This is a genomic window from Streptomyces sp. NPDC006476, assembly GCF_040612015.1.
Classification (GTDB): domain Bacteria; phylum Actinomycetota; class Actinomycetes; order Streptomycetales; family Streptomycetaceae; genus Streptomyces; species Streptomyces griseorubiginosus_B.
On record NZ_JBEXPK010000010.1, the window covers coordinates 136,585 to 160,855 of the forward strand.

Here is a 24,271-nt window from a genome sequence, read left to right on the forward strand (position 1 = left end):
GGGGCGGTGGGGGCGAGAAGACCCCAGCCACAGCGCCAGCCGCCCCCACCCCCCGTACGCTTCCGCCAGCAACCCACCCCCGCCCCAGGGAGCCGCACCCCGTGACCACCCCCCTGCTCCCCGACCTCACCACCCAACTCAAGGCCAAGGCCCACACCCCCACCCCCAACTCCGCCCCCACCTGCCCTTGCCCCACCACCACCCTCGCCGACCGCCCCGACACCACGGTCGTCCGCCACGCGAACACCGTCGCCAAGGCCCACGCCCCCAACACCCCCCACACCACCCTCACCCCCCGCCTCAAAACCGCCGCTCAGCTCCCCAGCCTCTTCCTCCCTCCCCTCACCCCCACCCCCACCGCCCTGCACAACCGCCTCGTCACCTTCTGGCCCTACGGCACCCCCGTGGACCCGGACGACCCAGACGCCGCCCCCTGGGAAGCCGCCGCCACCCTCCTCGCCCACCTCCACCGCACCCCGCCTCCCACCCCCGTCCCACCCATGCGCGGCCCCGCCAAGGCGGCCCACGCCATCGCCCGCCTCATCGGAGCCACCGCGACCGCCGCCGCACCCCACCCCGCCGCACGCCCGGTCCTCCGCGCCTGGCACACCCTCCCCGCCTGGGCCCGCGCCGAGGCCCCCATGCCGGACACCACCACCCTCTGCCACGGCGACCTCCACCTCGGCCAGCTCGTCCGCCATCCCGCCCCCGACGGCCCCTGGCGCCTCATCGACGTCGACGACCTCGGCACCGGCGTCCCCGCCTGGGACCTCGCCCGCCCTGCGGCCTGGTACGCCTGCGGTCTCCTCCCGCCGGACGAGTGGACCCGCTTCCTCGACACCTATCGTGCGCAAGGCGGCACGGCCGTCCCCGCCGCGGGCGACCCCTGGCCCGCGCTGGACACCCCGGCCCGCGCCCTCACCGTCCAGACCGCCGCCCGGGCCGTCACCAAGGCGATCACGGAGGACCGCCGCCTGGACGAGATCGAGATGTCGGTGATCGACGCATGTGCCCGAATGGGCTCCGTCCCGCCGCAGTTGCCCCCCGATTCCGCGAAGTAGGGTGCAACCGAGCGCGCCAGGACGGAGTCTGTCCTGGGGAAACGCGAAGCAGGACCGACGGGCGAGGAGTTGAGCCGACCATGCAGTGTCCGAAGTGCCATGCGCCGATGCACACGTACAACCGCAACGGCGTCCAGATCGAGCAGTGCAGCGGCTGCCGGGGGATCTTTCTCGACTACGGCGAGCTGGAGGCGCTGACCCGCCTGGAGTCGCAGTGGTCCCAGCCCGCGCCGCCGCCCCCGCCCGCCCCGCAGGCCTACCCGGCGCCGCCCGCGCCCGCCTGGGGCGCCCCGCACGGCGGACACGGAGGCGGTCACTACGGAGGCCACCACGGCGGTCACCACCGCCACAAGAGCTTCGGTCACATGCTGTTCTCCAGCTGACAACCGGCACACGAAGAAGCCCCCGGCCGCAGGGCCGGGGGCTTCGGTGTGTGTGGACGATACTGGGATTGAACCAGTGACCTCTTCCGTGTCAGGGAAGCGCTCTCCCGCTGAGCTAATCGTCCTCGGGACGGGACCGACAGCCGAGCCGAAGCCGAGGCCGAAGATCACGTGTACTGCGTGCGCGATACTGGGATTGAACCAGTGACCTCTTCCGTGTCAGGGAAGCGCTCTCCCGCTGAGCTAATCGCGCGGGTCGAAGCCGTGAGGCTCCAGTGGACGATACTGGGATTGAACCAGTGACCTCTTCCGTGTCAGGGAAGCGCTCTCCCGCTGAGCTAATCGTCCTTGGAGGTGGAGACGGGATTTGAACCCGTGTAGACGGCTTTGCAGGCCGTTGCCTCGCCTCTCGGCCACTCCACCAGGAGTGCGGGGTCCGGGAAGATCCCCTTGATCCTTCGAGCGGACGACGAGGCTCGAACTCGCGACCTCAACCTTGGCAAGGTTGCGCTCTACCAACTGAGCTACGTCCGCTTGTCGTTTCGTTCCGCTCCCGCGGCCCGGCGACGTGTTGAACTCTAGCGGATTCCCGGGCCAGTACAAAAACGCGTTTGCGCAGCGTGCTGCGCTGCGCCTGCTCACGGGCGTGGCCTGGGCATCCGCGGGGACATGCCGAGGTCACGTTTCGGACACCCACCCTAGACTCGACGGCGTGCTCGACCTACCTCCCCTCGCCCGCTTCGGCACCCGCGTCGCCACCGGCCTCCTCGACGTCACCAGCGACCCCGCGGCCCTCGACTCCACCGGTTTCTGGGCCGTCGTCGCGGACTTCGAGGGCCGTCTGACCTGCGCCCGCTTCCGGGAGGTACGACAGGAGCCAGTGCCCGCGCCGGTGCCGGGGGAGTGGCGAGGACCCGGGCCCGGTGACTGGACGTCCTCCCTTGACCGCGCCGCGTACACGGCCGGTGTGCGTCGGATCCGGGAGCACATCGCGGCCGGCGAGGTCTACCAGGCGAACCTCTGCCGGGTGCTGACCGCACCCGTCGCGCCGGATGCCGACGTGGACGCGCTCACCGCGCTGCTGGCCCGCGGCAACCCGGCGCCGTACGCGGGAACGATCCGGCTGCCCGGGTACGGCGTCGAGATCGCCACCGCCTCGCCCGAACTGTTCCTGCGCCGCGACGGGCGGATCGTCGAGTCCGGGCCGATCAAGGGCACCGGGCGCACCGAGGCGGACCTGCTGGAGAAGGACTACGCCGAGAACGTGATGATCGTGGACCTGGTCCGCAACGACATCGGGCGTGTGTGCGCCACCGGCAGCGTCACTGTCCCCGACCTGTGCGCGGTGGAGAAGCACCCGGGGCTGGTCCACCTCGTCTCCACGGTCCGCGGCGAGCTGGGCGCCGGTGCCGGCTGGCCCGAGCTGCTGACGGCGGCCTTCCCGCCCGGCTCCGTCACCGGCGCCCCCAAGTCCAGCGCCCTGCGGATCATCGACGCCCTGGAGACCGCCCCCCGCGGCCCGTACTGCGGAGGCATCGGCTGGGTGGACGCCGATCGGGGGAGAGGGGAGCTGGCCGTCGGCATCCGTACGTTCTGGATCGACCGGGCTTCCGACGGCACGGCCGTGCTGCGGTTCGGGACCGGTGCCGGGATCACCTGGGGTTCCGATCCCGAGGGGGAGTGGCGGGAGACCGAGCTGAAGGCGGCCCGACTGCTGGAGGTAGCGTCGGGCAGAGACCTGGTGAGCGGAGAGGGACTGACGTGAAGATCTGGCTCGACGGCGGGCTGAGGGACATCGAGTCCGCCAGCGTGTCCGTGTTCGACCACGGGCTGACCGTGGGCGACGGCATCTTCGAGACGGTGAAGACGGTGGACGGCAGGCCGTTCGCGCTGACCCGCCATCTCGACCGGCTGACCCGCTCGGCCCGTGGCCTCGGTCTGCCCGACCCCGACCACGACGAGATCCGCCGCGCCTGCGCCGCCGTACTGGAGGCCAACCCGCTGTCCCTCGGACGGCTGCGCATCACCTACACCGGCGGCCACGGCCCCCTCGGCTCCGACCGCGGCGAGCACGGCCCGACCCTCGTGGTCGCCCTCGGCGAGACCGACCGCCGCCCGGACTCCACGGCCGTCATCACCGTCCCCTGGACCCGCAACGAACGCGGCGCCCTGGCCGGCCTGAAGACGACCTCGTACGCCGAGAACGTCGTCGCGCTCGCCCGCGCCCACCAACACGGCGCCTCCGAGGCCCTGTTCGCCAACACTGTCGGCCAACTCTGCGAGGGCACCGGGTCGAACGTCTTCGTCGTCCTCGACGGTGAGATCCACACCCCGCCGCTCGCCTCCGGCTGCCTCGCGGGCATCACGCGCGCGTTGACGGTCGAGTGGACCGGGGCCAGGGAGAGCGACCTGCCGCTGGACGTCCTGGAGCGGGCCGACGAGGTCTTCCTCACCTCCAGCCTGCGCGACGTCCAGGCCGTCCACCGCGTCGACGACCGCGAACTGCCGGGCACGGCGGGCCCGGTGACGGCCAAGGCCATGCGGATCTTCGACGAGCGGTCCGGCGCCGACCTGGACCCGTGAGGCCCGGAAAAACGGGCTGACGCGAGCCTGCCGGGCGGGTAGAACACCCCTGATGACCACGACCCTGCGGCCGACCGAGCCGCTTCAGCGCCACGCGGACGGCACACAGTCGCGCCGCTACCAGGTCTGTGTGAACAGCCGTCCCGTGGGCGGGATACGGCTGTCCACGGACCCCGGCTTCGGCTCTACGGTGGCCCGGCTGACCGAGCTGCGCATCGAGGAGCGGGACCGCAGACGCGGACGCGGCACGGTGGCGGTGCTGGCCGCGGAGGAGATCGCCCGGGCCTGGGGCTGCAAGCGCGTCGAGGCACCCGTCCCCGGCGAGGCGGAGGGAGCCCTGCGTCTCGCCACGGCACTCGGGTACGTCCGCAGGAGCCGGAACATGGTCAAGCGGCTGGGGCCGACCCCGCCGGACCTGCCCACGGGGAGCTCGGCCCGGCCCATGACCGAGGCGGAGTACGGCCCCTGGATCGAGTACCAGGCCGAGCAGTACGTCCGCAGCATGGTCGAGCGGGGAGTGTCCGCCGAGGAGGCCCGCAAGAAGGCCGTCGAGGGCCACGCCAAGTTCCTGCCCGACGGTCTGGCCAGCGAGAACACCCTGATCAGCGTGTTGGAGCACGAAGGCGTACCGGTCGGGACGCTGTGGGTGGGGCTGTGGCCGGAGATGGCGTACGTGCTCGATGTCGAGGCGGACGCCCGCCATCGCGGCCGCGGCCACGGACGGGCGCTCATGCTGCTCGCCGAGATCCAGGCGATCGCCGCCGGGAAGGACCGCATCGGCCTGCACGTCTTCGCCGGCAACGCCCCGGCCGAGCGGCTCTATGAGTCCCTCGGCTACGAGACCACCTCTCACAACCTGCAGAAGGACCTGATCTAGGACCCGCTCTCGGCCCACTTCCGCGTTCAGGCCCCGTCGGCCAGCAGCGGGTCCACGATCTGCTCGATCCGCTCCCGCAGCCCCGCCTGGCTCTTGCCGCCGTCCAGTCGCTCCCCGCCGATGACGTACGTCGGCGTGCCGGTCACGCCGATCGCCTTGCCCTCGGCCTGGTCGGCGTCGACGATCAGGATGTGCCGCCCGTCGATCAGCGCGGTGTCGAACTCCTCGGCGTCAAGGCCGAGTTCACCGGCGACCTCGACCAGGAAAGGTTCCCCTTCACGGTCCAGCTCCTCCAGCCGGCCCAGCACCGCCTCGACGTACTCCCAGCCCCGGCCCTGCTCCAGCGCTTCCTCTGCGGCCTGCGCGGCGGCGAAGGCGTGCTTGTGCTTCTCCAGCGGGAAGTGCCGCAGCCGCAGCTCCAGCCGGTCGCCGTAACGGGCGCGCAGGGCGCGCAGATCGTCCAGGGCGCTGCGGCAGTCAGGGCACTGGAGTTCGCACCAGACCTCGAGGACGGGCGTGGGCACGGGGGAGGAGTCGCTCATGCGGTCAGTCTCCCAGGTCGGGGCGAGGCCGACCCAATCGAGCCGGACGGTGCCTGTCCACCGCGCCGACCCTGATCCCCACCCGGGGGTGGGCATCCGACCGGCACCTGGGGAGGAGGGGACCCGGAGATGTCCCTGATGTCCGCCCGAGGCATGGCCCGGCGGGGTCCGGGCGGTGCAGGATGGAAGGGACGAAGTGCCCCTGCCCGACCGACCCCTGCCTGGAGGACCGGATGATCGCCGAGACAATCTGCTCCGCCGTGTCCGCGGCCGGCCTCGGCATCGCGGCGGTCACCGCGTACCGCAAGCGCTTCCTCTCGGCCGCCCGGATCGCGGCTTACTCCCTCGTGCCCATCGGCCTGGTGATGACCGGGGTCGTGCAGTGGCTCGCGGACACCGCCTTCAGCGTCACGGCCTGGGCGGGCTTCGGCGTGCTCGGCGTCGCCTGGCTGCTGTTCTCCACGACCCGGGCCGTGGAGCGGCGCCGGGGCGGCACCCGCAAGGAGCGCAAGGAGGCCAAGGCCGCCGCGCGGCGCGCCGCCGCCGCCCCGACGGCCTCCGCGCCCTCCCTGGGGCCGGGGACCCAGGCGGCCACCCGGCCCGCGACCGCACCCCGCTCCGGATCCACCGACGACTTCAGCGACATCGAGGCCATCCTGAAGAAGCACGGCATATGACCCTCGCATGACGACTGAAACGACACAGTGGATCAACGCCGTGCACAGAACCGGTCACTTCCGAAACCGGACATCACGGGATCCGGCGAACTCCTGGTCATTCCGGGCGTGTTGATCGCGCGGAAGCCGCAGTCTGCGCCATCATCGCCCGCGAGATGCTGGACACGACACAAGGCGAAACCGCGCCGCCGAAGGACGAGCCGCGCGGATGCCTCTTCGCCCTTTCCCAGCCACCGCTGATGATCTTCCTTGCGGTGATCGGGTGTCTGCTGCTCATGGCTGCGCTGCACGATCTGCTGCTGCTCTGAGCCGTACCCGTGATCCCCGGCGCCACCCGCCGGGGATCACGACGACAGCACCGTGGTCGACGGCACCGTGAGGGATCTTCCGGGGCCGGGAGGGACCGCGCGCCGGGAAACCGCCGCACTGTCCGGGCGTCTCGATCGTGCCCGTCAGCCCGCTGCCTCCTTGCGGCGCGCCCGGTAGGCGGCGACATGCAGGCGGTTCCCGCAGGTGCGGCTGTCGCAGTAGCGCCGCGACCGGTTGCGGGAGAGGTCCACGAAGGCGCGCCGGCAGTCGGGGGCCTCGCAGCGCCGCAGCCGCTCCTGCTCGCCGGCCACCACGAAGAAGGCCAGCGCCATCCCGCAGTCCGCCGCGAGGTGATCGGCCACGGAGGCGCCCGGCGCGAAGTAGTGCACGTGCCAGTCGTAGCCGTCGTGATCGGTGAGGCGGGGGGTGGTGCCCGCGGCCGCAACCAGCTCGTTGATCAGTCCCGCGGCGACCCGGGCGTCGGGGGCCGCGAACACCGACGCGAACCGCCCGCGGATCTTCTTCACCGCCGAGAGATCGAACTCCGACAGCACGCCGACATCGCTGATCTCGTGGTTCTGCACGAAGTCCTCGAGCGCCGTCACATCGAGCAGCCCGTCCGGCGTCGTGTCGTCCTCCGGCGCGGTGTTCACCAGATCGACCACGGTGTCGAGGGCGCACCGGGTGTCGTGGGTGATCAGCACGTTTCGCTCCCTGGCCTGGGGGTCGGGCACACGCCCGCCGATGCTGGCCGATGGTAATGGTTTCCGGGAGACGGAGAGCGGCCCCGGCGCCCAGCGGTCCGGCTTCCGTGGCCGCCCCGGGCGCGCACGTCGGCGCCGCCCCACCGTGGGACGGCGCCGACGCGTGCCGTATGCGGTTGTCCTGGCCCGAGCCGTCTCCCCGAGTCGACGGCGCCGGGCGGCTTGGTGCGGCCTCGGCCTAGCTCTCCGCCAGGATGTGGGAGAGCTCCTGGTCGAGGTCGAAATGCCGGTGTTCCGTGCCGGGCGGCACGGCGGCGTCCGTCCGCTTCAGGAAGGACTCCAGAGCCCGCGCCGGGGCTTCCAGCAGCGCCTCGCCCTCCGGTGAGCTCAGGGCGATGCAGACGACCCCCTGGCCGTGACTGCGCGACGGCCAGACTCGGACGTCGCCGGTGCCGGTGGGCCGGTGCAGACCCTCCGCGAGGAGGTCGCGGGCGAACACCCACTCGACGGTCTCCTCGGCTCCGGTGTGGAAGGTGGCGTGCACGGCGTAGGGGTCGGCCGTGTCGTACCGCAGTCCTGCGGGGACAGGCAGGGAGGACTCGCTCGACACAACGAGGCGCAGGTGCAGCTCGCAGCTGACCGTGGTGTTCATAAGCGCCAGGGCCTTTCGCTCAGTGTGCGCTCGGGGATTCGCACGTCGGCGAAATCGACATGCCACCTACGGTGCCGTTGTAAACCCCTCTGAGTGTTTTGCGTGCGTTTACGTAACTCTTCCGGCCGAGACCTCCTTCGTACGGTACGGCCATTCCGGTGACTGGTTTCCGGTCAGTAAAGTAAGGTAAAGTTTGGCCGTATGAATACGGGGAGTGACCAGTCGGGCGAGGTCGCCGTGGCATCGGACGGGACGCACGCGGACGAGGCGAAGCCGGACGGCGAGCAGGGACTCGGCTCCAGGGCACCGGGCTTCATCAAGCGGAGCCGCGCCCTGCATCTGAGCTGGCAGGTCGGCGTCTTCGTCGTCGGCCTCGCGATCGTCGGGGCCGGCATCGTGATGCTGCCGCTGCCCGGGCCCGGCTGGGTCGTGATCTTCGCCGGCATGGCCGTCTGGGCGACCGAGTTCGTCTGGGCCCAGCTGGTGCTGCGCTGGACGAAGCGGAAGGTCACGGAGGCGGCCCAGAAGGCCCTCGACCTGAAGGTGCGGCGCCGCAACATCACACTCACCGTGATCGGCCTGGTGATCGTCGGTGTCCTGGTCGGCGTGTACCTGTGGAAGTTCGGAATGGTCATGCCCTGGAAGATCAAGGATCAGTGAGCTGTGCCGGGGGTGCGGGTGCACCCCCTGACATGGGGTAATGTTCTTCCTGCGTCCGGGCGATTAGCTCAGTGGGAGAGCGCTTCGTTCACACCGAAGAGGTCACTGGTTCGAACCCAGTATCGCCCACCCGGAGGCGGCGGCCCATCTGCTTCAGTGCAGGTGGGCCGTTGTCGTGTCCGGAGGTCAACTCCCCGATCCCCCGGACGGGTTTCGGCCGTAGCGCCCTCGTGCGCCACTGGCTGTCGGCCGTTCGGTCCGTCGATCGCGCCTTCCTCACCTGCGACGTCGTCGCGATCGTCCGCGCATGCCGCTTTCCCGTCGCTCCGGGGCGCTCGGCGGGCCCGCGAGAAATTCCTGTCCGAATCATTGACGCACTCCGAGCCCCTCCGTAACTTGTGCCAGCAAGCGCTTACTTGAAACGATTCATGCACAGGCGACGACGCCGGGGAGGCCCGACTGTGGGAACCAGCAGGAATGTTGAGAGGCGTACGATCCTGAAGGCGGCCGGGGCGGGGGCGGCCGCGCTCGGGCTGGGAGCGGCGACGGGGTGCGGAGGCGACAGCGGCACCTCGGCCGACGGCACGGTGACGATCCGTTACTCGTGGTGGGGGGCCGACGAACGGGCCAAGAAGATCAACCAGACCATCCAGCTCTTCGAGAAGAAGTATCCGAAGATCAAGGTGAAGACGGACTTCCAGGACTATGTGTCTTTCTGGGAGAAGTTCCAGACACAGGCCTCCGGCGGAAATCCCCCGGACGTTTTCCAAAACGCCGTCACATTCCTTCGCAAGTACGACAAGAGAGGCGTGCTGCTCGATCTCAAGTCGCAGATCGACGCCGGGAATCTGCGCCTGGACAACTTCCGGGCCGGTGTCACGAAGGTCGGCGAGGTCGACGGCAAGCAGCTCGGCGTCCCCGTCGGCTCCAACACCATGGCTCTCGTCGTCGACAAGAAGGTCTTCCAGAAGGCGGGCGTGGAGCCGCACCCGGGCTGGACCTGGGACGACTACTTCAAGGCCCTGAAGACCGTCCATGACAAGACCAAGGTGCCGGGCGACACGGGCTACTTCAGCATCATGTACCTGTACGACCTGTACCTGCGGCAGAACGGCAAGGCGTTCTACACCAAGGACGGACTCGGCTTCGACAAGGCCGATCTGACGGAGTGGTGGCAGGACGGCTACAACCGGACCAAGGCCGGCATCATCACCGACCCGAAGATCGTCGCGCAGGACCGTCCCAAGTCCTCGCTCTCCGCCGGACACGGCGCCTCGGAATTCACCTGGGACAACTTCACCGTCCGCTACACGGCCGAGGGCGACAGCGAGTACGGCCTCGCGCCGATCCCCACCATGGACGGCAAGCACACCGGTCAGTACCTCGCCTCCCTGATGCTGAGCGCGTCGTCACGCACCCAGCACCCCAAGCAGGTCGCCCAGTTCATCGACTTCATGGTCCACGACCCCGAGGTCGGCAAGATCATGGGCTACGACCGGGGCATCCTCGCCGCCACCGAGCAGTACGACGCCTTCAAGCCGACCGACCCGGTCAACAAGGAGATCGCGCAGTACGAGGCCGACACCGCCAAGGCGGGAGTCCTCGGCACGATCACCCCGCACCCCTCCGGCGCCGACACCATCGAGGCCTCCTTCCTGCGTATCGGCGGTGACCTCGGCCTGGGCAAGGTCAAGACCTCCGACGCGGTGAAGCAGTTCTTCGACGAGGCCCAGGCCGCCTTCCAGGCCTGACCGGAACCGATGGGGAAAGCACCGTGACGCTCGTCAAGGACTCACCGCCCGCCACCCGGCGGGCCCGCTCCGCCGCCCCCGCCGCCGAGAAGCGGCGGGGCCGCCGGGAGAACCTCGCCGGCTACCTCTTCATGTCCCCGTGGATCGCGGGCTTCCTGCTCCTGACCGCGGGCCCCATGGTCGCCTCGCTCTACTTCGCCTTCACCGACTACAACCTCTTCAACACCCCCAAGTGGGTCGGGCTCGACAACTTCACCAAGATGTTCGACGACCCCCGGTGGCAGAAGTCGGTTGCGGTGACGGCCAAGTACGTCGTCATCGGCACCCCGCTCAAGCTGCTGCTCGCCCTCGGGGTCGCCCTGCTGCTCGCCCAGAGCCGGCGCGGACAGGCCTTCTACCGGGCCGCCTTCTACGCTCCCTCGCTCATCGGCGCGAGCGTCTCCGTCGCCTTCGTCTGGCGGTCGATCTTCTCCGACAACGCCATCGTGGACCGGGCGATGTCCGCCGTCGGCATCCACGCCGGCGGCTGGGTCGGCAACCCCGACTGGATCCTCTACAGCCTGGTCGCGCTCACCGTCTGGCAGTTCGGCGCGCCCATGGTCATCTTCCTGGCCGGTCTCAAGCAGGTGCCGAGAGAGCTGTACGAAGCCGCGGAACTGGACGGTGCCGGAGCCTTCCGCAAGTTCTGGAGCATCACGCTCCCGATGATCTCCCCCGTGCTGTTCTTCAACGTCCTGCTGGAGACCATCCACTCCTTCCAGATCTTCGGCTCGGCCTACGTCGTCTCCAACACCTACTGCGGCCCGGCCGACGCCACGCTCGTCTACACCTGCTACCTGTACCAACAGGGCTTCAAGAACGCCCAGATGGGCTTCGCCTCCGCGATGGCCTGGATGCTGCTGCTCGCCGTGGCCCTGGTGACCGCCGTCCTGTTCTGGTCGCAGAAGAAATGGGTGCACTACGAGGAGGACGCCCGATGAGCGCCACCACGACCAGACCGACCGCCACGAAACCCCTGCCCCTGAACCGCAGGCGCACCGGCTCGCTCGCCTGGCACATCGGCGCCCTGCTGATCCTCGCGGTCATCCTCTACCCCGTGCTGTGGGTCGTCGGAGCCTCGTTCAAGCCGAGCAAGGACATCATCAACAGCCTGCAGCTGTTTCCCGGCCACCCGATCCTGGCGAACTTCAAGGGCCTCGCCGACGGCATCGCCGACATCTCCATCTGGACCTTCTTCAAGAACTCCCTGTTCTACGCGGGCGGTGCCGTCGTCGGCATCCTCATCTCCTGCTCGCTGACGGCGTACGCCTTCGCGAAGATCAGGTTCGCGGGCCGGAACCTGCTGTTCTCCCTGATGATCGGCACGCTCCTGCTGCCGTACCACGTCCTGCTCATCCCGCAGTACGTGATGTTCCAGAAGCTGGAGCTGATCAACACCTATGTGCCGCTGCTGCTCGGCAAGTACCTGGCCACGGAGGCGTTCTTCGTCTTCCTGATGGTCCAGTTCATGCGGAACCTGCCGAGGGAACTGGACGAGGCGGCGCGCATCGACGGCTGCGGGCACCTGAGGATCTACTGGTCGATCGTGCTGCCGCTGTGCCGGCCCGCGCTCATCACCAGCGCGATCTTCACCTTCATCAACGCCTGGAACGACTTCATGGGCCCGCTGATCTACCTCAACGAGCCCGGCAAGTACACCGTCTCCCTCGGCATGATGATGTTCCGCGACTCCGACGGCGTGGCGGCCAACTACGGCGGACTCATCGCCATGTCCCTCGTGGCGCTCCTCCCCGTCCTCCTCTTCTTCCTCGCCTTCCAGCGCTATCTGATCGACGGCATGGCGACGTCCGGGCTGAAGGGTTGAGGTGGTCACGGTGGCTCGGGTACGGGTGAAGGGCAGGGGGGAATCTGCGAGTTTCAGTGCTATGTCACATACCACCGCGCGGCCCGCCGAGCGGTTCGCCGTGTTCGCCGAGTGTCTGCTGACCGGGGTGTGGATCGCGGTCGCGTCGGCCGGCGTGGTGACCTACCCCGCGGCCTTCGCCGCGGGAGCGCGGCATCTGCGCCGGCGGACGGCTCATCAGGGCGGCGGCTGGCGGGAGTTCGCCGGCGACTTCCGTACGGCCGTGCGGCGCGGGTGGGTCGTCGGGCTCGGCGGCTGGGTCGCCGTAGCGCTGGTCTGGGTGGACGTCCAGGCCGGGCGGGCCGGGCTGCCCGGTGGGCCGCTCGTCGGGGTCGTCGGGCTGTTCGCGCTCATCGGGGCCGCAGTGGCCGGGCTGCGCGCGGCGGCCGTGTGGACGCCGGGGGAGCGGTGGCGGGCGCTGCTCGCGAGCGCCGGGCGCCGTACCGTCCTCGATCCGGCCGGGTCCTTCCTGATCGTCGGCGGCTTGGCGCTCGTCGCGCTGTCCGCCTGGTTCATCGCGCCGCTGGCCGTTCCCGTGCTGGGAGCCGTCGTGGCGGCCGCCGTCGCCGTGGAGGAGCGGCAACGGGGGCGATGAGGGATGGGGCCGCCGGGGAACCGGCGGCCACCGCCGTTGGGTGCGAGGTCAGTGGTATGTGACATACCACTGTGAGCTGCCATCTGTCATGCCCCTGACTATCCGCTCGAAAGCAACCTCCGGAAAGGAAAGGCTGAACTCTCATGTCCCCCATCCCCCGCAGGTCCCTCCTCAAGGCGGCCGCAGTCGCCGGAGCCGCCGCGCAGTTCAGCTGGGTGCCAGGAGCCCGGGACGCCGAGGCCGCCCCCAGAGCCGAGACCGCCGACGACGGTCCCGTGACCCTGGACTGGCTGGAGGACGGCGGCCTCGGCGCCGCACCCGGCTCCACCGTCGGCGTCCCCTGGCCCAAGGGCGCACATCAGCCCGGCCAGACCTTCGCGCTCACCGACGCCGGCGGCAAGGCCGTACCGGTGCAGTCGTGGCCGATCGCCTACTGGCCGGACGGATCGCTCAAGTGGACTGCCCACGCCGTGAGTTCGGGATCGGGCAAGCTCACGCTCACCGCCGGTGACGCGGCCGCCCCCGACAAGAAGGTCACCGTCGACAAGAGCGGCGGCACGATCGACGTGTCCACCGGCGTCATCACCGTGAAGATCGGCAAGAACGGTTCCACGATCATCAAGTCCGTCACCCGCGGATCCACCGAGATCGCCAGGAACGGGCGGCTCGTCCTCGTCCGGCAGCCCGAGATCGAGGACGAGGACCAGAGCACGGTCAGAACCGAGCGCTTCGACGGGGCGATCGGCGAGGTGACGGTGGAGCAGGACGGGCCGGTCCGCGCCGTCGTCCGCATCGACGGCAAGCACCGCAAGGGCGGCCGGAGTTGGCTGCCCTTCTCCATCCGGCTGTACTTCTACGCCGGGGCCGACTCCTTCCGCATGGTGCACACCATCACCTACGACGGCACCCAGGAACCGGGCCAGGCGAGCGGCGACTTCATCCGCGGACTCGGTGTGCGCTTCAGCGTGCCGATGCGGGACGAGTCCTACGACCGCCACATCCGCATCGGCGGCGAAGGCACCGGACTGCTGCGGGAGGCCGTGAAGGGCATCACGGGACTGCGCCGCGACCCCGGCGCCGCGGTGCAGGCGGCACAGTACGCCGGGCAGAAGCTGCCGGACCCGTCCACCTGGGACCAGCGGGTGACGACCCGGCTGCAGTACATCCCCGAGTGGGGCGACTACACCCTCTGCCAGCTGTCCGCCGACGGCTTCACGCTGCGCAAGCGCACCAAGAAGGGGTACGGCTGGATCGGCGCCGGCGGCGGCAGACGGGCCTCCGGGTTCGGATACGTGGGCGGGGTGAGCGGAGGATTCTCCTTCGGCCTGCGGGACTTCTGGGAGAAGTACCCGGCCCAGCTCGACATCCGCGACGCCCACACCGACGCGGCCCAGGTCACCCTCTGGCTCTGGTCGCCCGAAGCCCAGCCCATGGACCTGCGCTTCTACCACGACGGCATGGGCCAGGACACGTACGCCAAGCAGCTCGAAGGCCTCAACATCACCTACGAGGACTACGAACCCGAGTTCGGCACCCCCTACGGCATCGCCCGCACCTCGGAACTGCTGTTCTGGGCCAACGACTCGACGCCCGGCGCGGAGACACTCGCCCAACAGGTCGCCGCCGTACGGGTGTTGCCGCAGCTGGCCGCCCCGCCCAGGCAGCTGATCAAGGCCAAGGTCTTCGGACCGGGGCTGTACTCCGAGCCAGACCGCTCCACCCCGGCCAAGGCGAAGATCGAGGACCACCTCGACTTCCTCTTCGCCTACTACAAGGACCAGGTGGAGCAACGCCGTTGGTACGGCTTCTGGGACTACGGCGACTTCATGCACACCTACGACACCGTGCGCCACCAGTGGCGCTACGACGTCGGCGGCTACGCCTGGGACAACTCCGAGCTGTCGCCGGACATCTGGCTCTGGTTCGCGTACATCCGCTCCGGCCGAGCAGACATCTTTCGCTTCGCCGAGGCGCTGACCCGGCACACCGGCGAGGTCGACGTCTACCACATCGGCCAGTGGGCCGGCCTCGGCACACGGCACGGTGTGCAGCACTACGCCGACAGCGCCAAGCAGCAGCGCATCGCCAACACGACGTACCGGCGCTACTACTACTTCCTCACCGCGGACGAGCGGGTCGGCGACCTCATGCACGCCAATGTCGACTCCGACGAGACGTTCCTCGTCCTCGACCCGCAGCGCAAGGTGCGGACCGATCCCTACACGCCCGACCGGCACGCGCTGTCGATCGGCTTCGGCACGGACTGGAGCGGGCTGGTGTCGGCCTGGCTGACCGAGTGGGAGCGCAAGGGGCCCAAGTGGGAGAAGGCCAAGGCGCGGGTCCTGTCCACGATGGAGGGAATCGCCGCCCAGCCCAACGGCTTCGTCCAGGGCAGCGGGCTCTACGACCTCGACACCGGCAAGTTCGCCGTGGCGAGCTCGCCGGTGGTGTCCGTGTCCCACCTCTCGGCCGTCTTCGGGCTCAACGAGCTGTGCGCGGAACTGATCGACCTCGTCGACATGCCGAAGTTCCACCAGGCGTACTTCGACTACTGCCGGTACTTCAACGCCACCAAGGCCGAACAGAAGGCGCGGTACGGCTCCGACTTCGGCACGCTGCTGCTCTTCCAGGGGCACTCGCGGCTGGACGCGTACGCGGCCGTCCAGACGGGGGATGCGGCGCTGGCCAAACGGGCGTGGGCGAAGTTCTACAACTCCGACGGGTACGCGGAGGCGTCGCCTTGGAAGACCGAGCCGTTGAGCGGGCCGGTGGCGTTGGTGGCGGGCAGTGAGGCCGCGTGGGTTTCGTCGAATGACACGGCTCTGTACGGGCTGGCGGCTATTGAGAATCTGGCGTTGCTGGGGGACAGGATGCCGTAGCGCCGCGGGGGGAAGGCGCGGGGAACTGCGGGTCCGTTGTGGATGGCGCGCAGTTCCCAGCGCATCTTCGGGGCGCTTCAGTGCATGTTCGTCAAGACGTCCCGGACTCGGCGGACATCGCGGATCCGGCGTTCGTAGGTGGAGCCCAGAGCGAGGAGCAGTGCGCCGGCCAGGGCGAAGGGGGCCCAGCGGGGGAGGGCGCCGGTCAACTGGGCCAGGTACGGGGCCAGTTCGTGCAGGGCGTCCAGGGTCAGGACCGAACCGCCCAGGAGCAGAGGGGCCTGGAGATGGTGGCGGGCGCCCAGCAGGGTGACCGCGAGAGCCGCCGTGCCCAGCAGCAGCGGGCGCGTCCAGTGCGGGTCGTCCCAGGCCGCGGCGAGGCTCGGCAGCATTGTGGCGGCGAGCCCGGGGCCGTACGCCGTCCAGGACGACGTGAGCCGGTCGCGCCGCCTGCGCCAGGCGCCGACACACAGGGCCGGGACGGTGACCGGGATCGTGTACGCCTCGACGGTGCCGACGTCCCAGGCGGCAAGCCGTACCCAGGTGGCCAGCAGGAACAGTACGGCCGCCGCATGGCCGACCGGCCGGCGGTCGGGGCGCACGGCCACGCCGGCCGCGATCACCGCGCACAGCGCCAGCACCAGGGCGAGCATGGGTGGGTCGGTGATCGCGAGGCCCACCGCGAGCAGCGCGGTCGCGGCGCCGGTCAGTTCCACCGGCAGGGTGGCCCGCCCGGTGACGCGAGCGGCGAGCAGAGCCGCAGCCACGGGGACGAGCAGGACCAGCAGCGCGGTGTGCTGCGGCTGCCATCCCGCCGCCGCGCCGATGGCGCAGGCCAGCGCGGCGGCGTACCCGAGGGCGGTCGGGGCGGTGAGGGGGGCGAGGCGGGGGCGCAGGGAGGCCGCGGCGAAGAAGGCGGACAGGAGGGAGAGGACCGTCAGGGTGGCGGGCTGGGAGGCGAGGGAGAGGAAGGCAGTGGGGAGGGAGGTGCCGACGGCGAGGACGAGGGCGAGGACGGCCGGGCGGAGGAACGCCGAGGTCGCGCGCGACGGGAAGACGGCCGCCGCCAGCGCGGCCGCAGTGGTCAGGGTCTGGGCCGACAGGGCTACGGCGTAGGAGAGTTGGAGGGCGGCGGGCAGTGTCATGAGCGTCGCCCAGGCGAGGACCACGGCGGTGTTCAGGGCCGCCGGCCGCCAGGACTCGGTGCGGACCAGCAGGGCCAGTACGACGGCGACGAGCAGCGGCGCGAGCAGGAGTTGGGTGGGGTACGGCGGCCAGGGCGTGTGCACGGCGACCGCGGCGCGCGCGTCCGACGGCACACCGGACCAGGGCCGGTCCGCCCACCCCAGTGGACCCAGCAGAGCGACCGCGATCAGCGGCAGCGCGCACGCGAGGGCGATCGCCTGTACGGCGGCGGAGGCGTGGGCCAGGCCCCGCCGTACCGGCTCGGGGAGGCCCGAGCGCAGTGCGGCCAGCAGTGCCACACCGCAGACGAGATAGCCCGGAACGGTCCACGCACCAGGCAACGCCGCCCGGAGCAACCCGCCGGCGCCGGCGACCAGGAAGAGCCCGCCGGCGAGGGTGTTGCCCACGACGGACACCGTCCCGGTGCCGCTCTTCGCCCGCCACCACGCCGACCCCACCGGGATCGCCGCCGCCAGAGTGAGGAGCGCCGCCGCACGGGCGGCGGCGCTCGGGCCGGCTGCGTCCCAGGAGAGCAAGCCGGCCGCCAGTGCGCCCCACGCACCCGCGCCGTAAGCGCCGAGTACGGCGACGAGACGTACGGCCTTCGCGGTGCTGCGGAGCGCCACCATCGTGTCGAACGCGGCCGTCACCAGGAGGGACGCCGTGATGATGTACGGGTCCGTAGAGACCGCGACCGCCGCCAGGAACCACGGGAGTTGGGCCATGGCCATCGCCGCCGGGAGCGGCAGACGCAGGTCGGAGGCGGTGGGCAGGGCACCGTATGCCGTCCACAGGGCCGCCAGTGCCGCAGTCGCGGACGCCGCGTACGCAGCACCGTCCGCGCCCGGGAACACCGTCTCGTGCAGCGCGTATGCGTCCAGCGCCGTCAGGGCCAGTCCGAGGCCGGCCATCGACTCCGCCGTCGACCGCAGTCCGCGCCGCAGTAGGGCGACCGGCGCGGTGAGCACGGCCAGGGTGAGCACGCCGAGGACCAGTGCGCGTCCCGTGATGCCCAGGTGTCCCCAGCTGACCAGGGTGAACACCATCGCCGCGATGGTCAGCAGCACACCCCCGAGGAGGAGCAGGACGTTCTGGACCCGGGGTGCGGTGGTCTCCCGGCGAGGTTGTGCCGGCGGGGCGGCAGTGGGCGCCTGTGACTGGAGGGCCGTGAGCAGCCAGGCTCTGCGCGTCAGCAACTGCGCGCGGCGGGCGTCGAGTCGCCACAGCTCGGCGTCGAGGAGCCGCAACTCCTCGGCCGGGGGCGGAACATGCGTCATGGCACGGAGTGTGGTCCGCGTCACGTCGTAGGACATGAGCGCGGGTACTCAGGACGTACTCAGATCGACACCGGGTGCGCGGAGAAGGCGCTAGGTACGGGCACACTCCCCGCATGGACTGGACGCACTACCGCTTCCGCAGCCTCTGGGCGCTGCCCCTTCCGCCGGCCGCCGTCTACGAGGTGCTGGAGCGGGCCGAGGAGTACCCCCGCTGGTGGCCCCAGGTACGGGAGGTGACCCGGCTTGACGACAGCAGCGGTGTCGTCGTCGTCCGATCCGTGCTGCCGTACGACCTGCGGTTCACCGCGCGCGAGACGCGCCGCGACCCGGTGGCCGGCGTGCTGGAGGTCTCGATGAGCGGCGACCTCGACGGCTGGGCCCGCTGGACGGTCTCCGCCGGCCCCGGCGGCACGCTCGCCCGGTACGACCAGGTCGTCGACGTCGACAAGCCGCTGCTGAGGTGGCTGGCCGTGCCGGGGCGCCCCTTCTTCCGCGCCAACCACCGGCTGATGATGCGCGCCGGGCGGCGGGGACTGCTCGCGTACCTGGAAGCGGTTTGAAGGAAACCGGCGGAGACCTGTATGGTTCAGTGCGTTCCCGGGCGATTAGCTCAGTGGGAGAGCGCTTCGTTCACACCGAAGAGGTCACTGGTTCGAACCCAGTATCGCCCACCGGGAAAGGCCGGTCCGCAGAAGCGGACCGGCCTTCTGCGTGTCCGAAGGGTCAAGCCGCTGCCGGCAGTTCCGGGCGCAGGGGCCATTCCGTGCTCACCACTTCGTCCGTGCCGCTGCGCGCGAACCACGCCTGCAGCCCGCGCGCCTGCGCCGCGTGCCAGCCCGTCTGCAGGGTGTGCAGCTCGGCGGGGGAGAGCCGTTCCAGCCGGGTGGCGAAACGGCGGCCCAGCGCCCGTACGAGGTCCAGGGCCGCCAGTGCGTCCGCGCCCGCGTCGTGCGCGCCCTCCAGAGAGACGCCGTAGTGCGCGCACAGGTCGGTCAGGGTGCGGCGGCCCTTGCGGTAGCGGTCCAGGTGCTTGTCCAGGACCCGGGGATCGAGGACCCGCAGCGGGGCGGACTCGAACCAGCGGTCCAGCGACGAGGCGCGATGGCGGCGCAACTCGCGGTCCAGGAGGGTGAGATCGAAGGGCGCGTTCATCACGACCAACGGGCGGGCCATCGCCGCCTGTTCGGCCAGCGCCTCCGCTATCTCGTACATCACCGGCGCCGGCCAGCGGCCGTTGCGCTGCAGGTGTTCGTCCGTCAGCCCGTGCACCGCCGTCGCCGCCTGTGGCACCGGCACACCCGGGTTGACCAGCCAGCGGGTCACCCGGGGCCGGGTGCCCGGGGCGTCCTGGACGACGACGGCGGCCGACACGATCCGGTCGGTCTCGACGTCAACGCCCGTGGTCTCCGTGTCGAAGGCGGCCAGGGGCCCCTCGTACCAGCACGTCATGCCTACACAACTCCTCGTTCACCCACGGCAGCTGACGTCCCGTCTTCTGCCTGTTTGGTGATACCCGGGCTGTTTGCGCACTACGCCGGAAGGACACAACAGGAGTACGGGTCTTTGCAGTTCAGCGGCCCGCAGCGGGGAATCACTTGGCTTGGAAGGCTGTTTGGTCATGGCGATAGCGCAGCCCGAACGGGGCGGGCTGCTGCCCGAACGTACGGGCCCCCTTCGCGGCACACTCGCCACCACCGCCTGCATGGAGACACTGCAGGTGGGCTATCTGCACGCCGTCGCCGCGGCGGCCGGCTGCTCGCTGTCGCAGCCCTTTCCGGACAACGGCATCGACTGGCACGTCAGTCACGGCTCGCCCGGGCACACCGTGGACGACGAGGTGACCATCAAGGTGCAGCTGAAGTGCACCTACCAGGTCGCGCCCAACCCACCGGGCCGCTTCTTCTCCTTCACGCTCGACAACGACCATCTGCGCAAGCTCGCGCGCACACCGGTGTCGGTGCACAAGATCCTGGTCGTGATGCTCGTCCCGCGGGCCCAGGACGACTGGCTCAGAGCCAGCCACGACCGGCTGGACCTGCGCCACTGCTGCTACTGGGTCAATCTCGCCGGGCATCCCATCACCGGCCGCACACGGACCACCGTCCGCATACCGACCTCACGCATCTTCGACGACCGAGCGCTGTGCGAGATCATGACGCGGGTCGGGACGGGAGGCAGACCATGACGCACCGCCCCCTTCAGGAGCCAGTCCGGCCGGTGAGGCCGCACCCCGACGACATCGCCGCCGCGGCCTGGCACCGGCCCCCCGAGCCCGACCAGGTGGATCCGGCCGTGCTCAGCGCCCTGCTGCAACGGCACGGCTGGCAACGCCGTGGCGGTGCGGCCGGGCGCTACGGCCGCTGGACCCCGCCCGGCCCCGGCGGCAGCGGCACGAGCCTGCTCGTGCCCGAGAGCCGCGCCTTCCCCGACAGCGACGACCTGCTGGGCGAGGCGCTCGTCGCGCTGACCCGCTCCGGCACGCCCTCCGCGCGCGAGGTGCTCGTCGGCCTCGCCGTGCCCAGCGACGAGATCCGCTGGTGGCGGGACGTGCCCACCGGCCCCGCCGACTCCGCGCCCTGGGTGGTCGAGGAGCAGTTGCGCTCCGCCGCCCGCCAGATGCTGCTCGCCGCCGCGCTCGCCACACGTGCACGTGCGGGCTATTACGGCGTACGGCACCGCCGTGCCGCCGCCGCGCAGCTGGAGAGCGTCCTCGTCGGTCCCGCGGCCGGCGACGGGCGGCTCACCGCCTTCGTCCCCGTCGGCACCGGGCGACCGCTCGCCGTACGGCTCCACCAGTCCCTGTACGCCGCCCGCGAGGCCATCGACTACCAGCGGGCGACCGGCGGCATGGACGCCTTCGACGGGGCCGTGGAGGCCGGCGTCAGCCGCGAGCTCACCGAGGCGCTGATCACCCTCGTACGCGGCACCGAGGGCGCCCGGATCGCCGTCGAGTGGGCGCCCGCCGCCGGGGTGCCCGAGGACTGCGTGGCGGGCGTCGAGCCCGTCGAGTTCTCGCCGGGCGACCTGTCCGTGCTGCGCGAGGCCGGCGCCCGCTTCCTGCGCGAGGAGCCGTCCGTGCCCGTCCGGATCACTGGCACGGTGGTGCGGATGCGCAGGTCGGGGCCGCGCGGCGAGGGCAGCGTACGGCTGCGGGTGATCGCCGGGGCCGAGATACCGCACGTCCGGATCACCCTGGACGAGGAGGACTACCGCATCGCCGGGCACGCCCACCTCGTCGGACTGCCGATCCGGGTGCACGGCAGGCTGGAGAGCCGGGGCGGCTTCCGGCGGCTGACCGGCGCCAGCGGGGTCGTACCGGTGCAGGTGGACGACGCGGAGCGGGACCGGCTGATGAAGTCCCTGCACGAGAACCTGGACTTCTTCGAGGAGGCGTGCAGCGGCGACGACTGTGACTGAGCGCTGCTGTCGGTGACCGTTTCGCGGTCGGCGGGTCGGGGTCGGTACGATCCCCTATTGCGCGCGCTCCTGGTATGGCGCCGCACCCACCTTCAGTCAGGAGAGACCGGTGTCAGACGTCCGTGTGATCATCCAACGCGATTCCGAGCGGGAAGAGCGCGTGGTGACGACGGGCACTACGGCCGCCGAGCTCTTCGCCGGCGAGCGCTCGATCATCGCCGCGCGCGTGGGCGGCGAGCTCAAGGACCTCGCGTACGAGCCGCGCGACGGCGAGACCGTCGAGGGTGTCGACATCTCCTCCGAGGACGGCCTGAACATCCTGCGCCACTCCACCGCGCACGTGATGGCGCAGGCCGTGCAGGAGATCTTCCCCGAGGCCAAACTGGGCATCGGTCCGCCGGTCAAGGACGGCTTCTACTACGACTTCGACGTGGAGAAGCCGTTCACGCCCGAGGATCTCAAGGCCATCGAGAAGAAGATGCAGGAGATCCAGAAGCGGGGGCAGAGGTTCTCCCGCCGTGTGGTGACCGACGAGGCGGCCCGTGCGGAGCTGGCGTCGGAGCCGTACAAGCTGGAGCTGATCGGCCTCAAGGGCTCGGCGTCGCACGACGACGGCGCGGACGTCGAGGTCGGCGCCGGCGAGCTGACGATCTACGACAACCTGGACGCCAAGACCGGCGAGCTGTGCTGGAAGGACCTCTGCCGAGGCCCGCACCTGCCCTCCACCCGGCTGATCCCGGCGTTCAAGCTGATGCGCAACGCGGCCGCCTACTGGCGCGGCAGCGAGAAGAACCCCATGCTCCAGCGCATCTACGGCACCGCCTGGCCGTCCAAGGACGAGCTGAAGGCGTACCTCGACTTCCTCGCCGAGGCCGAGAAGCGCGACCACCGCAAGCTGGGCTCCGAGCTCGACCTGTTCTCCATCCCGGAGCAGATCGGCTCCGGCCTGGCGGTCTTCCACCCCAAGGGCGGCATCGTCCGCCGCGTGATGGAGGACTACTCGCGCCGCCGGCACGAGGAGGAGGGCTACGAGTTCGTCTACACCCCGCACGCTACGAAGGGCAAGCTCTTCGAGACGTCCGGGCACCTGGACTGGTACGCCGACGGCATGTACCCGCCCATGCAGCTCGACGAGGGCGTGGACTACTACCTCAAGCCCATGAACTGCCCGATGCACAACCTGATCTTCGACGCGCGCGGCCGCTCCTACCGCGAACTGCCGCTGCGTCTCTTCGAGTTCGGGACCGTGTACCGGTACGAGAAGTCGGGCGTCGTGCACGGCCTCACCCGCGCCCGCGGCTTCACGCAGGACGACGCGCACATCTACTGCACCCGTGAGCAGATGTCGGAGGAGCTCGACAAGACGCTCACCTTCGTCCTCGGCCTGCTGCGCGACTACGGCCTGACCGACTTCTACCTCGAGCTGTCGACGAAGGACCCGGAGAAGTTCGTCGGCTCCGACGAGGTCTGGGAGGAGGCCACCGAGACGCTGCGCCAGGTCGCCGAGAAGCAGGGCCTGCCCCTGGTCCCGGACCCGGGCGGCGCCGCCTTCTACGGCCCGAAGATCTCCGTGCAGACCAAGGACGCCATCGGCCGCACCTGGCAGATGTCGACGATCCAGCTCGACTTCAACCTGCCGGAGCGCTTCGACCTGGAGTACACGGGCCCCGACGGCTCCAAGCAGCGCCCGGTCATGATCCACCGCGCGCTCTTCGGCTCCATCGAGCGATTCTTCGCGGTGCTCCTCGAGCACTACGCGGGCGCCTTCCCGGCGTGGCTGGCCCCGGTCCAGGCGGTCGGCATCCCGATCGGGGACGCGCACGTGGAGTACCTGGAGAAGTTCGCCGCCGAGGCCAAGAAGAAGGGGCTGCGGGTCGAGGTGGACTCCTCCTCCGACCGGATGCAGAAGAAGATCCGCAACGCCCAGAAGCAGAAGGTGCCCTTCATGGTCATCGCGGGCGACGAGGACATGGCGGGCGGCTCGGTGTCCTTCCGCTACCGCGACGGCTCGCAGGAGAACGGCATCCCGTTCGACGAGGCCATCGCGAAGATCGTGAAGGTCGTGGAGGAGCGGGCGCAGGTCTGACCCGGCCGTGCCGCGGGGCCCTCGGGAGTCAGCTTCCCGGGGGCCTCTCGTCGTCCTCCCGGGCGAAGACCTGCAGCAGCCAGGAGGCGAAGGTGCCGGTCACCGCGCCCAGCAGGGCCAGGCCGATGGCCATCATCCCGACCGCGACGACACGGCCCAGCGGCGTCACCGGGACGATGTCGCCGTAACCCACGGTCGACAGCGTCTCGCAGGTCCACCAGACGGCGTCCCCGAACGACTTCATGGACGCGCCCGGGGCCCCGCGCTCCTGCTGGTACACGGCGAGGGCACCGGCGAAGCCGAGCAATACCGTCGCGATCCCGGAGTACGAGATCACGCGCGCGTGCAGCGCGAGCCGCGGCTTGCCGTGCCGCCGCTGCACGGCCTCGTAGACCTTCACGACCCGGAGCGGGCGCAGCAGCGGCAGGAGCACCACCACGGCGTCCAGCGGGTGCTTCCGTACGAAGCTCAGCCCCTGCCCGCTCAGCCGCCAGACCACCGCGTAGTTGACGGCGAACAACACCCAGGAGGCCAGCAGCACCGCGAGGGCGAAATCCTGCAGGGGGTCCTTCAGACCGGGCGCCAGGACGCGGACCGCGTACGAGGCGAGGAAAGCCAGGGACGCGAACGCGAGCGGAAGCTCGGTGGCTTGCTCCCAACGGGCCTTGCGAGTGTCATCGTCCACGGCCCCAGCTTGACGCGGCGGGCTTTTCCCGGAACCCCGCCGACA

Annotated in this window: 23 protein-coding genes and 7 tRNA genes; 19 read left to right on the forward strand and 11 right to left on the reverse strand. The window is 70.4% G+C overall.

Features of this window, described 5'->3' with window-relative positions:
* The first annotated feature begins 101 nt into the window (after positions 1-101).
* Both ABZZ74_RS13780 and ABZZ74_RS13785 read left to right on the forward strand, forming a co-directional pair.
* Complete coding sequence (locus ABZZ74_RS13780) at positions 102-1,061, forward strand: aminoglycoside phosphotransferase family protein (protein WP_356764378.1); 960 nt, start codon at positions 102-104, stop codon at positions 1,059-1,061.
* 80 nt (positions 1,062-1,141) lie between these two features.
* On the forward strand, positions 1,142-1,444 hold the full coding sequence (locus tag ABZZ74_RS13785) for a zf-TFIIB domain-containing protein (RefSeq protein WP_133044921.1): 303 nt from the start codon (positions 1,142-1,144) through the stop codon (positions 1,442-1,444).
* Between the two features lie 53 nt (positions 1,445-1,497).
* Here the strand turns inward: ABZZ74_RS13785 and ABZZ74_RS13790 are convergent.
* The 5 genes from ABZZ74_RS13790 to ABZZ74_RS13810 all read right to left on the reverse strand — a co-directional run bounded on the left by ABZZ74_RS13790 (position 1,498) and on the right by ABZZ74_RS13810 (position 1,978).
* A tRNA-Val gene (locus ABZZ74_RS13790) sits at positions 1,498-1,569 on the reverse strand.
* Positions 1,570-1,625: 56 nt separating this feature from the next.
* A tRNA-Val gene (locus ABZZ74_RS13795) sits at positions 1,626-1,697 on the reverse strand.
* Between the two features lie 23 nt (positions 1,698-1,720).
* Positions 1,721-1,792, reverse strand: a tRNA-Val gene (locus tag ABZZ74_RS13800).
* A 1-nt stretch (position 1,793) separates the two neighbouring features.
* Positions 1,794-1,867: transfer RNA gene (locus ABZZ74_RS13805), tRNA-Cys, on the reverse strand.
* 38 nt (positions 1,868-1,905) lie between these two features.
* Positions 1,906-1,978: transfer RNA gene (locus ABZZ74_RS13810), tRNA-Gly, on the reverse strand.
* 178 nt (positions 1,979-2,156) lie between these two features.
* Between ABZZ74_RS13810 and ABZZ74_RS13815 the strand changes: the two genes are divergently transcribed.
* From ABZZ74_RS13815 to ABZZ74_RS13825, 3 genes are read left to right on the forward strand one after another with little or no spacing between them, the layout of a single operon-like run.
* Entirely contained in the window at positions 2,157-3,209 is a 1,053-nt protein-coding gene (locus ABZZ74_RS13815; protein ID WP_356764380.1) for a chorismate-binding protein, read from the forward strand.
* Positions 3,206-4,027, forward strand: coding sequence for an aminodeoxychorismate lyase (locus ABZZ74_RS13820; protein WP_356764382.1), 822 nt, complete (start codon positions 3,206-3,208; stop codon positions 4,025-4,027). The genes ABZZ74_RS13815 and ABZZ74_RS13820 overlap by 4 nt, the downstream gene beginning before the upstream one ends.
* 52 nt (positions 4,028-4,079) lie before the next feature.
* Positions 4,080-4,904 carry a GNAT family N-acetyltransferase gene (locus tag ABZZ74_RS13825; protein ID WP_356764384.1) on the forward strand — a complete coding sequence of 275 codons (825 nt, stop codon included), beginning with the start codon at positions 4,080-4,082 and terminating at the stop codon, positions 4,902-4,904.
* A gap of 26 nt (positions 4,905-4,930) precedes the next feature.
* Here ABZZ74_RS13825 and ABZZ74_RS13830 read toward each other — a convergent pair whose 3' ends face one another.
* Positions 4,931-5,446, reverse strand: coding sequence for a DsbA family protein (locus tag ABZZ74_RS13830; RefSeq protein ID WP_356764386.1), 516 nt, complete (start codon positions 5,444-5,446; stop codon positions 4,931-4,933).
* A gap of 233 nt (positions 5,447-5,679) precedes the next feature.
* On the opposite strand from ABZZ74_RS13830, the gene ABZZ74_RS13835 reads away from it, so the two are divergent.
* Positions 5,680-6,123 (forward strand): hypothetical protein, encoded by a 444-nt coding sequence (locus ABZZ74_RS13835; protein WP_356764388.1) that lies wholly within the window; start codon positions 5,680-5,682, stop codon positions 6,121-6,123.
* 155 nt (positions 6,124-6,278) lie between these two features.
* A complete protein-coding gene (locus ABZZ74_RS13840) occupies positions 6,279-6,431 on the forward strand; it encodes a hypothetical protein (RefSeq protein WP_208784159.1) in 153 nt (50 codons plus the stop codon).
* Positions 6,432-6,575: 144 nt separating this feature from the next.
* On the opposite strand, the gene ABZZ74_RS13845 is transcribed toward ABZZ74_RS13840, so the two are convergent.
* The gene (locus ABZZ74_RS13845; RefSeq protein ID WP_356764391.1) at positions 6,576-7,136 is read right to left on the reverse strand and encodes a CGNR zinc finger domain-containing protein; all 561 of its coding nucleotides are present in this window, start codon (positions 7,134-7,136) and stop codon (positions 6,576-6,578) included.
* Positions 7,137-7,374: 238 nt separating this feature from the next.
* On the reverse strand, positions 7,375-7,788 hold the full coding sequence (locus ABZZ74_RS13850) for an SsgA family sporulation/cell division regulator (protein ID WP_004002642.1): 414 nt from the start codon (positions 7,786-7,788) through the stop codon (positions 7,375-7,377).
* A gap of 201 nt (positions 7,789-7,989) precedes the next feature.
* Between ABZZ74_RS13850 and ABZZ74_RS13855 the strand changes: the two genes are divergently transcribed.
* The 7 genes from ABZZ74_RS13855 (at position 7,990) to ABZZ74_RS13885 (ending at position 15,576) form a co-directional block, all read left to right on the forward strand.
* Entirely contained in the window at positions 7,990-8,448 is a 459-nt protein-coding gene (locus tag ABZZ74_RS13855; protein ID WP_356764393.1) for a TIGR02611 family protein, read from the forward strand.
* 57 nt (positions 8,449-8,505) lie between these two features.
* Positions 8,506-8,577: transfer RNA gene (locus ABZZ74_RS13860), tRNA-Val, on the forward strand.
* Positions 8,578-8,909: 332 nt separating this feature from the next.
* Positions 8,910-10,199 (forward strand): sugar ABC transporter substrate-binding protein, encoded by a 1,290-nt coding sequence (locus tag ABZZ74_RS13865; RefSeq protein WP_356764395.1) that lies wholly within the window; start codon positions 8,910-8,912, stop codon positions 10,197-10,199.
* Between the two features lie 23 nt (positions 10,200-10,222).
* On the forward strand, positions 10,223-11,179 hold the full coding sequence (locus ABZZ74_RS13870) for a sugar ABC transporter permease (RefSeq protein ID WP_356764397.1): 957 nt from the start codon (positions 10,223-10,225) through the stop codon (positions 11,177-11,179).
* Positions 11,176-12,063: a carbohydrate ABC transporter permease gene (locus ABZZ74_RS13875; protein ID WP_356764399.1), complete on the forward strand. Its 888-nt coding sequence runs from the start codon at positions 11,176-11,178 to the stop codon at positions 12,061-12,063. Before ABZZ74_RS13870 ends, ABZZ74_RS13875 begins: the two co-directional genes overlap by 4 nt.
* A gap of 61 nt (positions 12,064-12,124) precedes the next feature.
* Complete coding sequence (locus ABZZ74_RS13880) at positions 12,125-12,697, forward strand: hypothetical protein (protein WP_356764401.1); 573 nt, start codon at positions 12,125-12,127, stop codon at positions 12,695-12,697.
* A 143-nt stretch (positions 12,698-12,840) separates the two neighbouring features.
* Positions 12,841-15,576 carry a Tat pathway signal sequence domain protein gene (locus ABZZ74_RS13885; protein ID WP_356764403.1) on the forward strand — a complete coding sequence of 912 codons (2,736 nt, stop codon included), beginning with the start codon at positions 12,841-12,843 and terminating at the stop codon, positions 15,574-15,576.
* A 77-nt stretch (positions 15,577-15,653) separates the two neighbouring features.
* On the opposite strand, the gene ABZZ74_RS13890 is transcribed toward ABZZ74_RS13885, so the two are convergent.
* The gene (locus ABZZ74_RS13890) at positions 15,654-18,074 is read right to left on the reverse strand and encodes a hypothetical protein (RefSeq protein ID WP_356764405.1); all 2,421 of its coding nucleotides are present in this window, start codon (positions 18,072-18,074) and stop codon (positions 15,654-15,656) included.
* Positions 18,075-18,151: 77 nt separating this feature from the next.
* On the opposite strand from ABZZ74_RS13890, the gene ABZZ74_RS13895 reads away from it, so the two are divergent.
* Positions 18,152-18,598: an SRPBCC family protein gene (locus ABZZ74_RS13895; RefSeq protein ID WP_356764407.1), complete on the forward strand. Its 447-nt coding sequence runs from the start codon at positions 18,152-18,154 to the stop codon at positions 18,596-18,598.
* Between the two features lie 39 nt (positions 18,599-18,637).
* Positions 18,638-18,709: transfer RNA gene (locus tag ABZZ74_RS13900), tRNA-Val, on the forward strand.
* Positions 18,710-18,761: 52 nt separating this feature from the next.
* Here the strand turns inward: ABZZ74_RS13900 and ABZZ74_RS13905 are convergent.
* Complete coding sequence (locus tag ABZZ74_RS13905) at positions 18,762-19,487, reverse strand: 3'-5' exonuclease (protein ID WP_356764409.1); 726 nt, start codon at positions 19,485-19,487, stop codon at positions 18,762-18,764.
* Between the two features lie 169 nt (positions 19,488-19,656).
* Between ABZZ74_RS13905 and ABZZ74_RS13910 the strand changes: the two genes are divergently transcribed.
* The 3 genes from ABZZ74_RS13910 to thrS all read left to right on the forward strand — a co-directional run bounded on the left by ABZZ74_RS13910 (position 19,657) and on the right by thrS (position 23,541).
* Positions 19,657-20,223, forward strand: coding sequence for a DUF4365 domain-containing protein (locus ABZZ74_RS13910; RefSeq protein WP_133044905.1), 567 nt, complete (start codon positions 19,657-19,659; stop codon positions 20,221-20,223).
* Positions 20,220-21,455, forward strand: coding sequence for a hypothetical protein (locus ABZZ74_RS13915; protein WP_356764411.1), 1,236 nt, complete (start codon positions 20,220-20,222; stop codon positions 21,453-21,455). Before ABZZ74_RS13910 ends, ABZZ74_RS13915 begins: the two co-directional genes overlap by 4 nt.
* Positions 21,456-21,564: 109 nt before the next feature.
* Positions 21,565-23,541, forward strand: a complete 1,977-nt coding sequence (thrS, locus tag ABZZ74_RS13920) for a threonine--tRNA ligase (RefSeq protein WP_356764413.1) — start codon at positions 21,565-21,567, stop codon at positions 23,539-23,541.
* A 28-nt stretch (positions 23,542-23,569) separates the two neighbouring features.
* Here thrS and ABZZ74_RS13925 read toward each other — a convergent pair whose 3' ends face one another.
* The gene (locus ABZZ74_RS13925) at positions 23,570-24,226 is read right to left on the reverse strand and encodes a potassium channel family protein (RefSeq protein ID WP_356764415.1); all 657 of its coding nucleotides are present in this window, start codon (positions 24,224-24,226) and stop codon (positions 23,570-23,572) included.
* Positions 24,227-24,271: the final 45 nt, after the last annotated feature.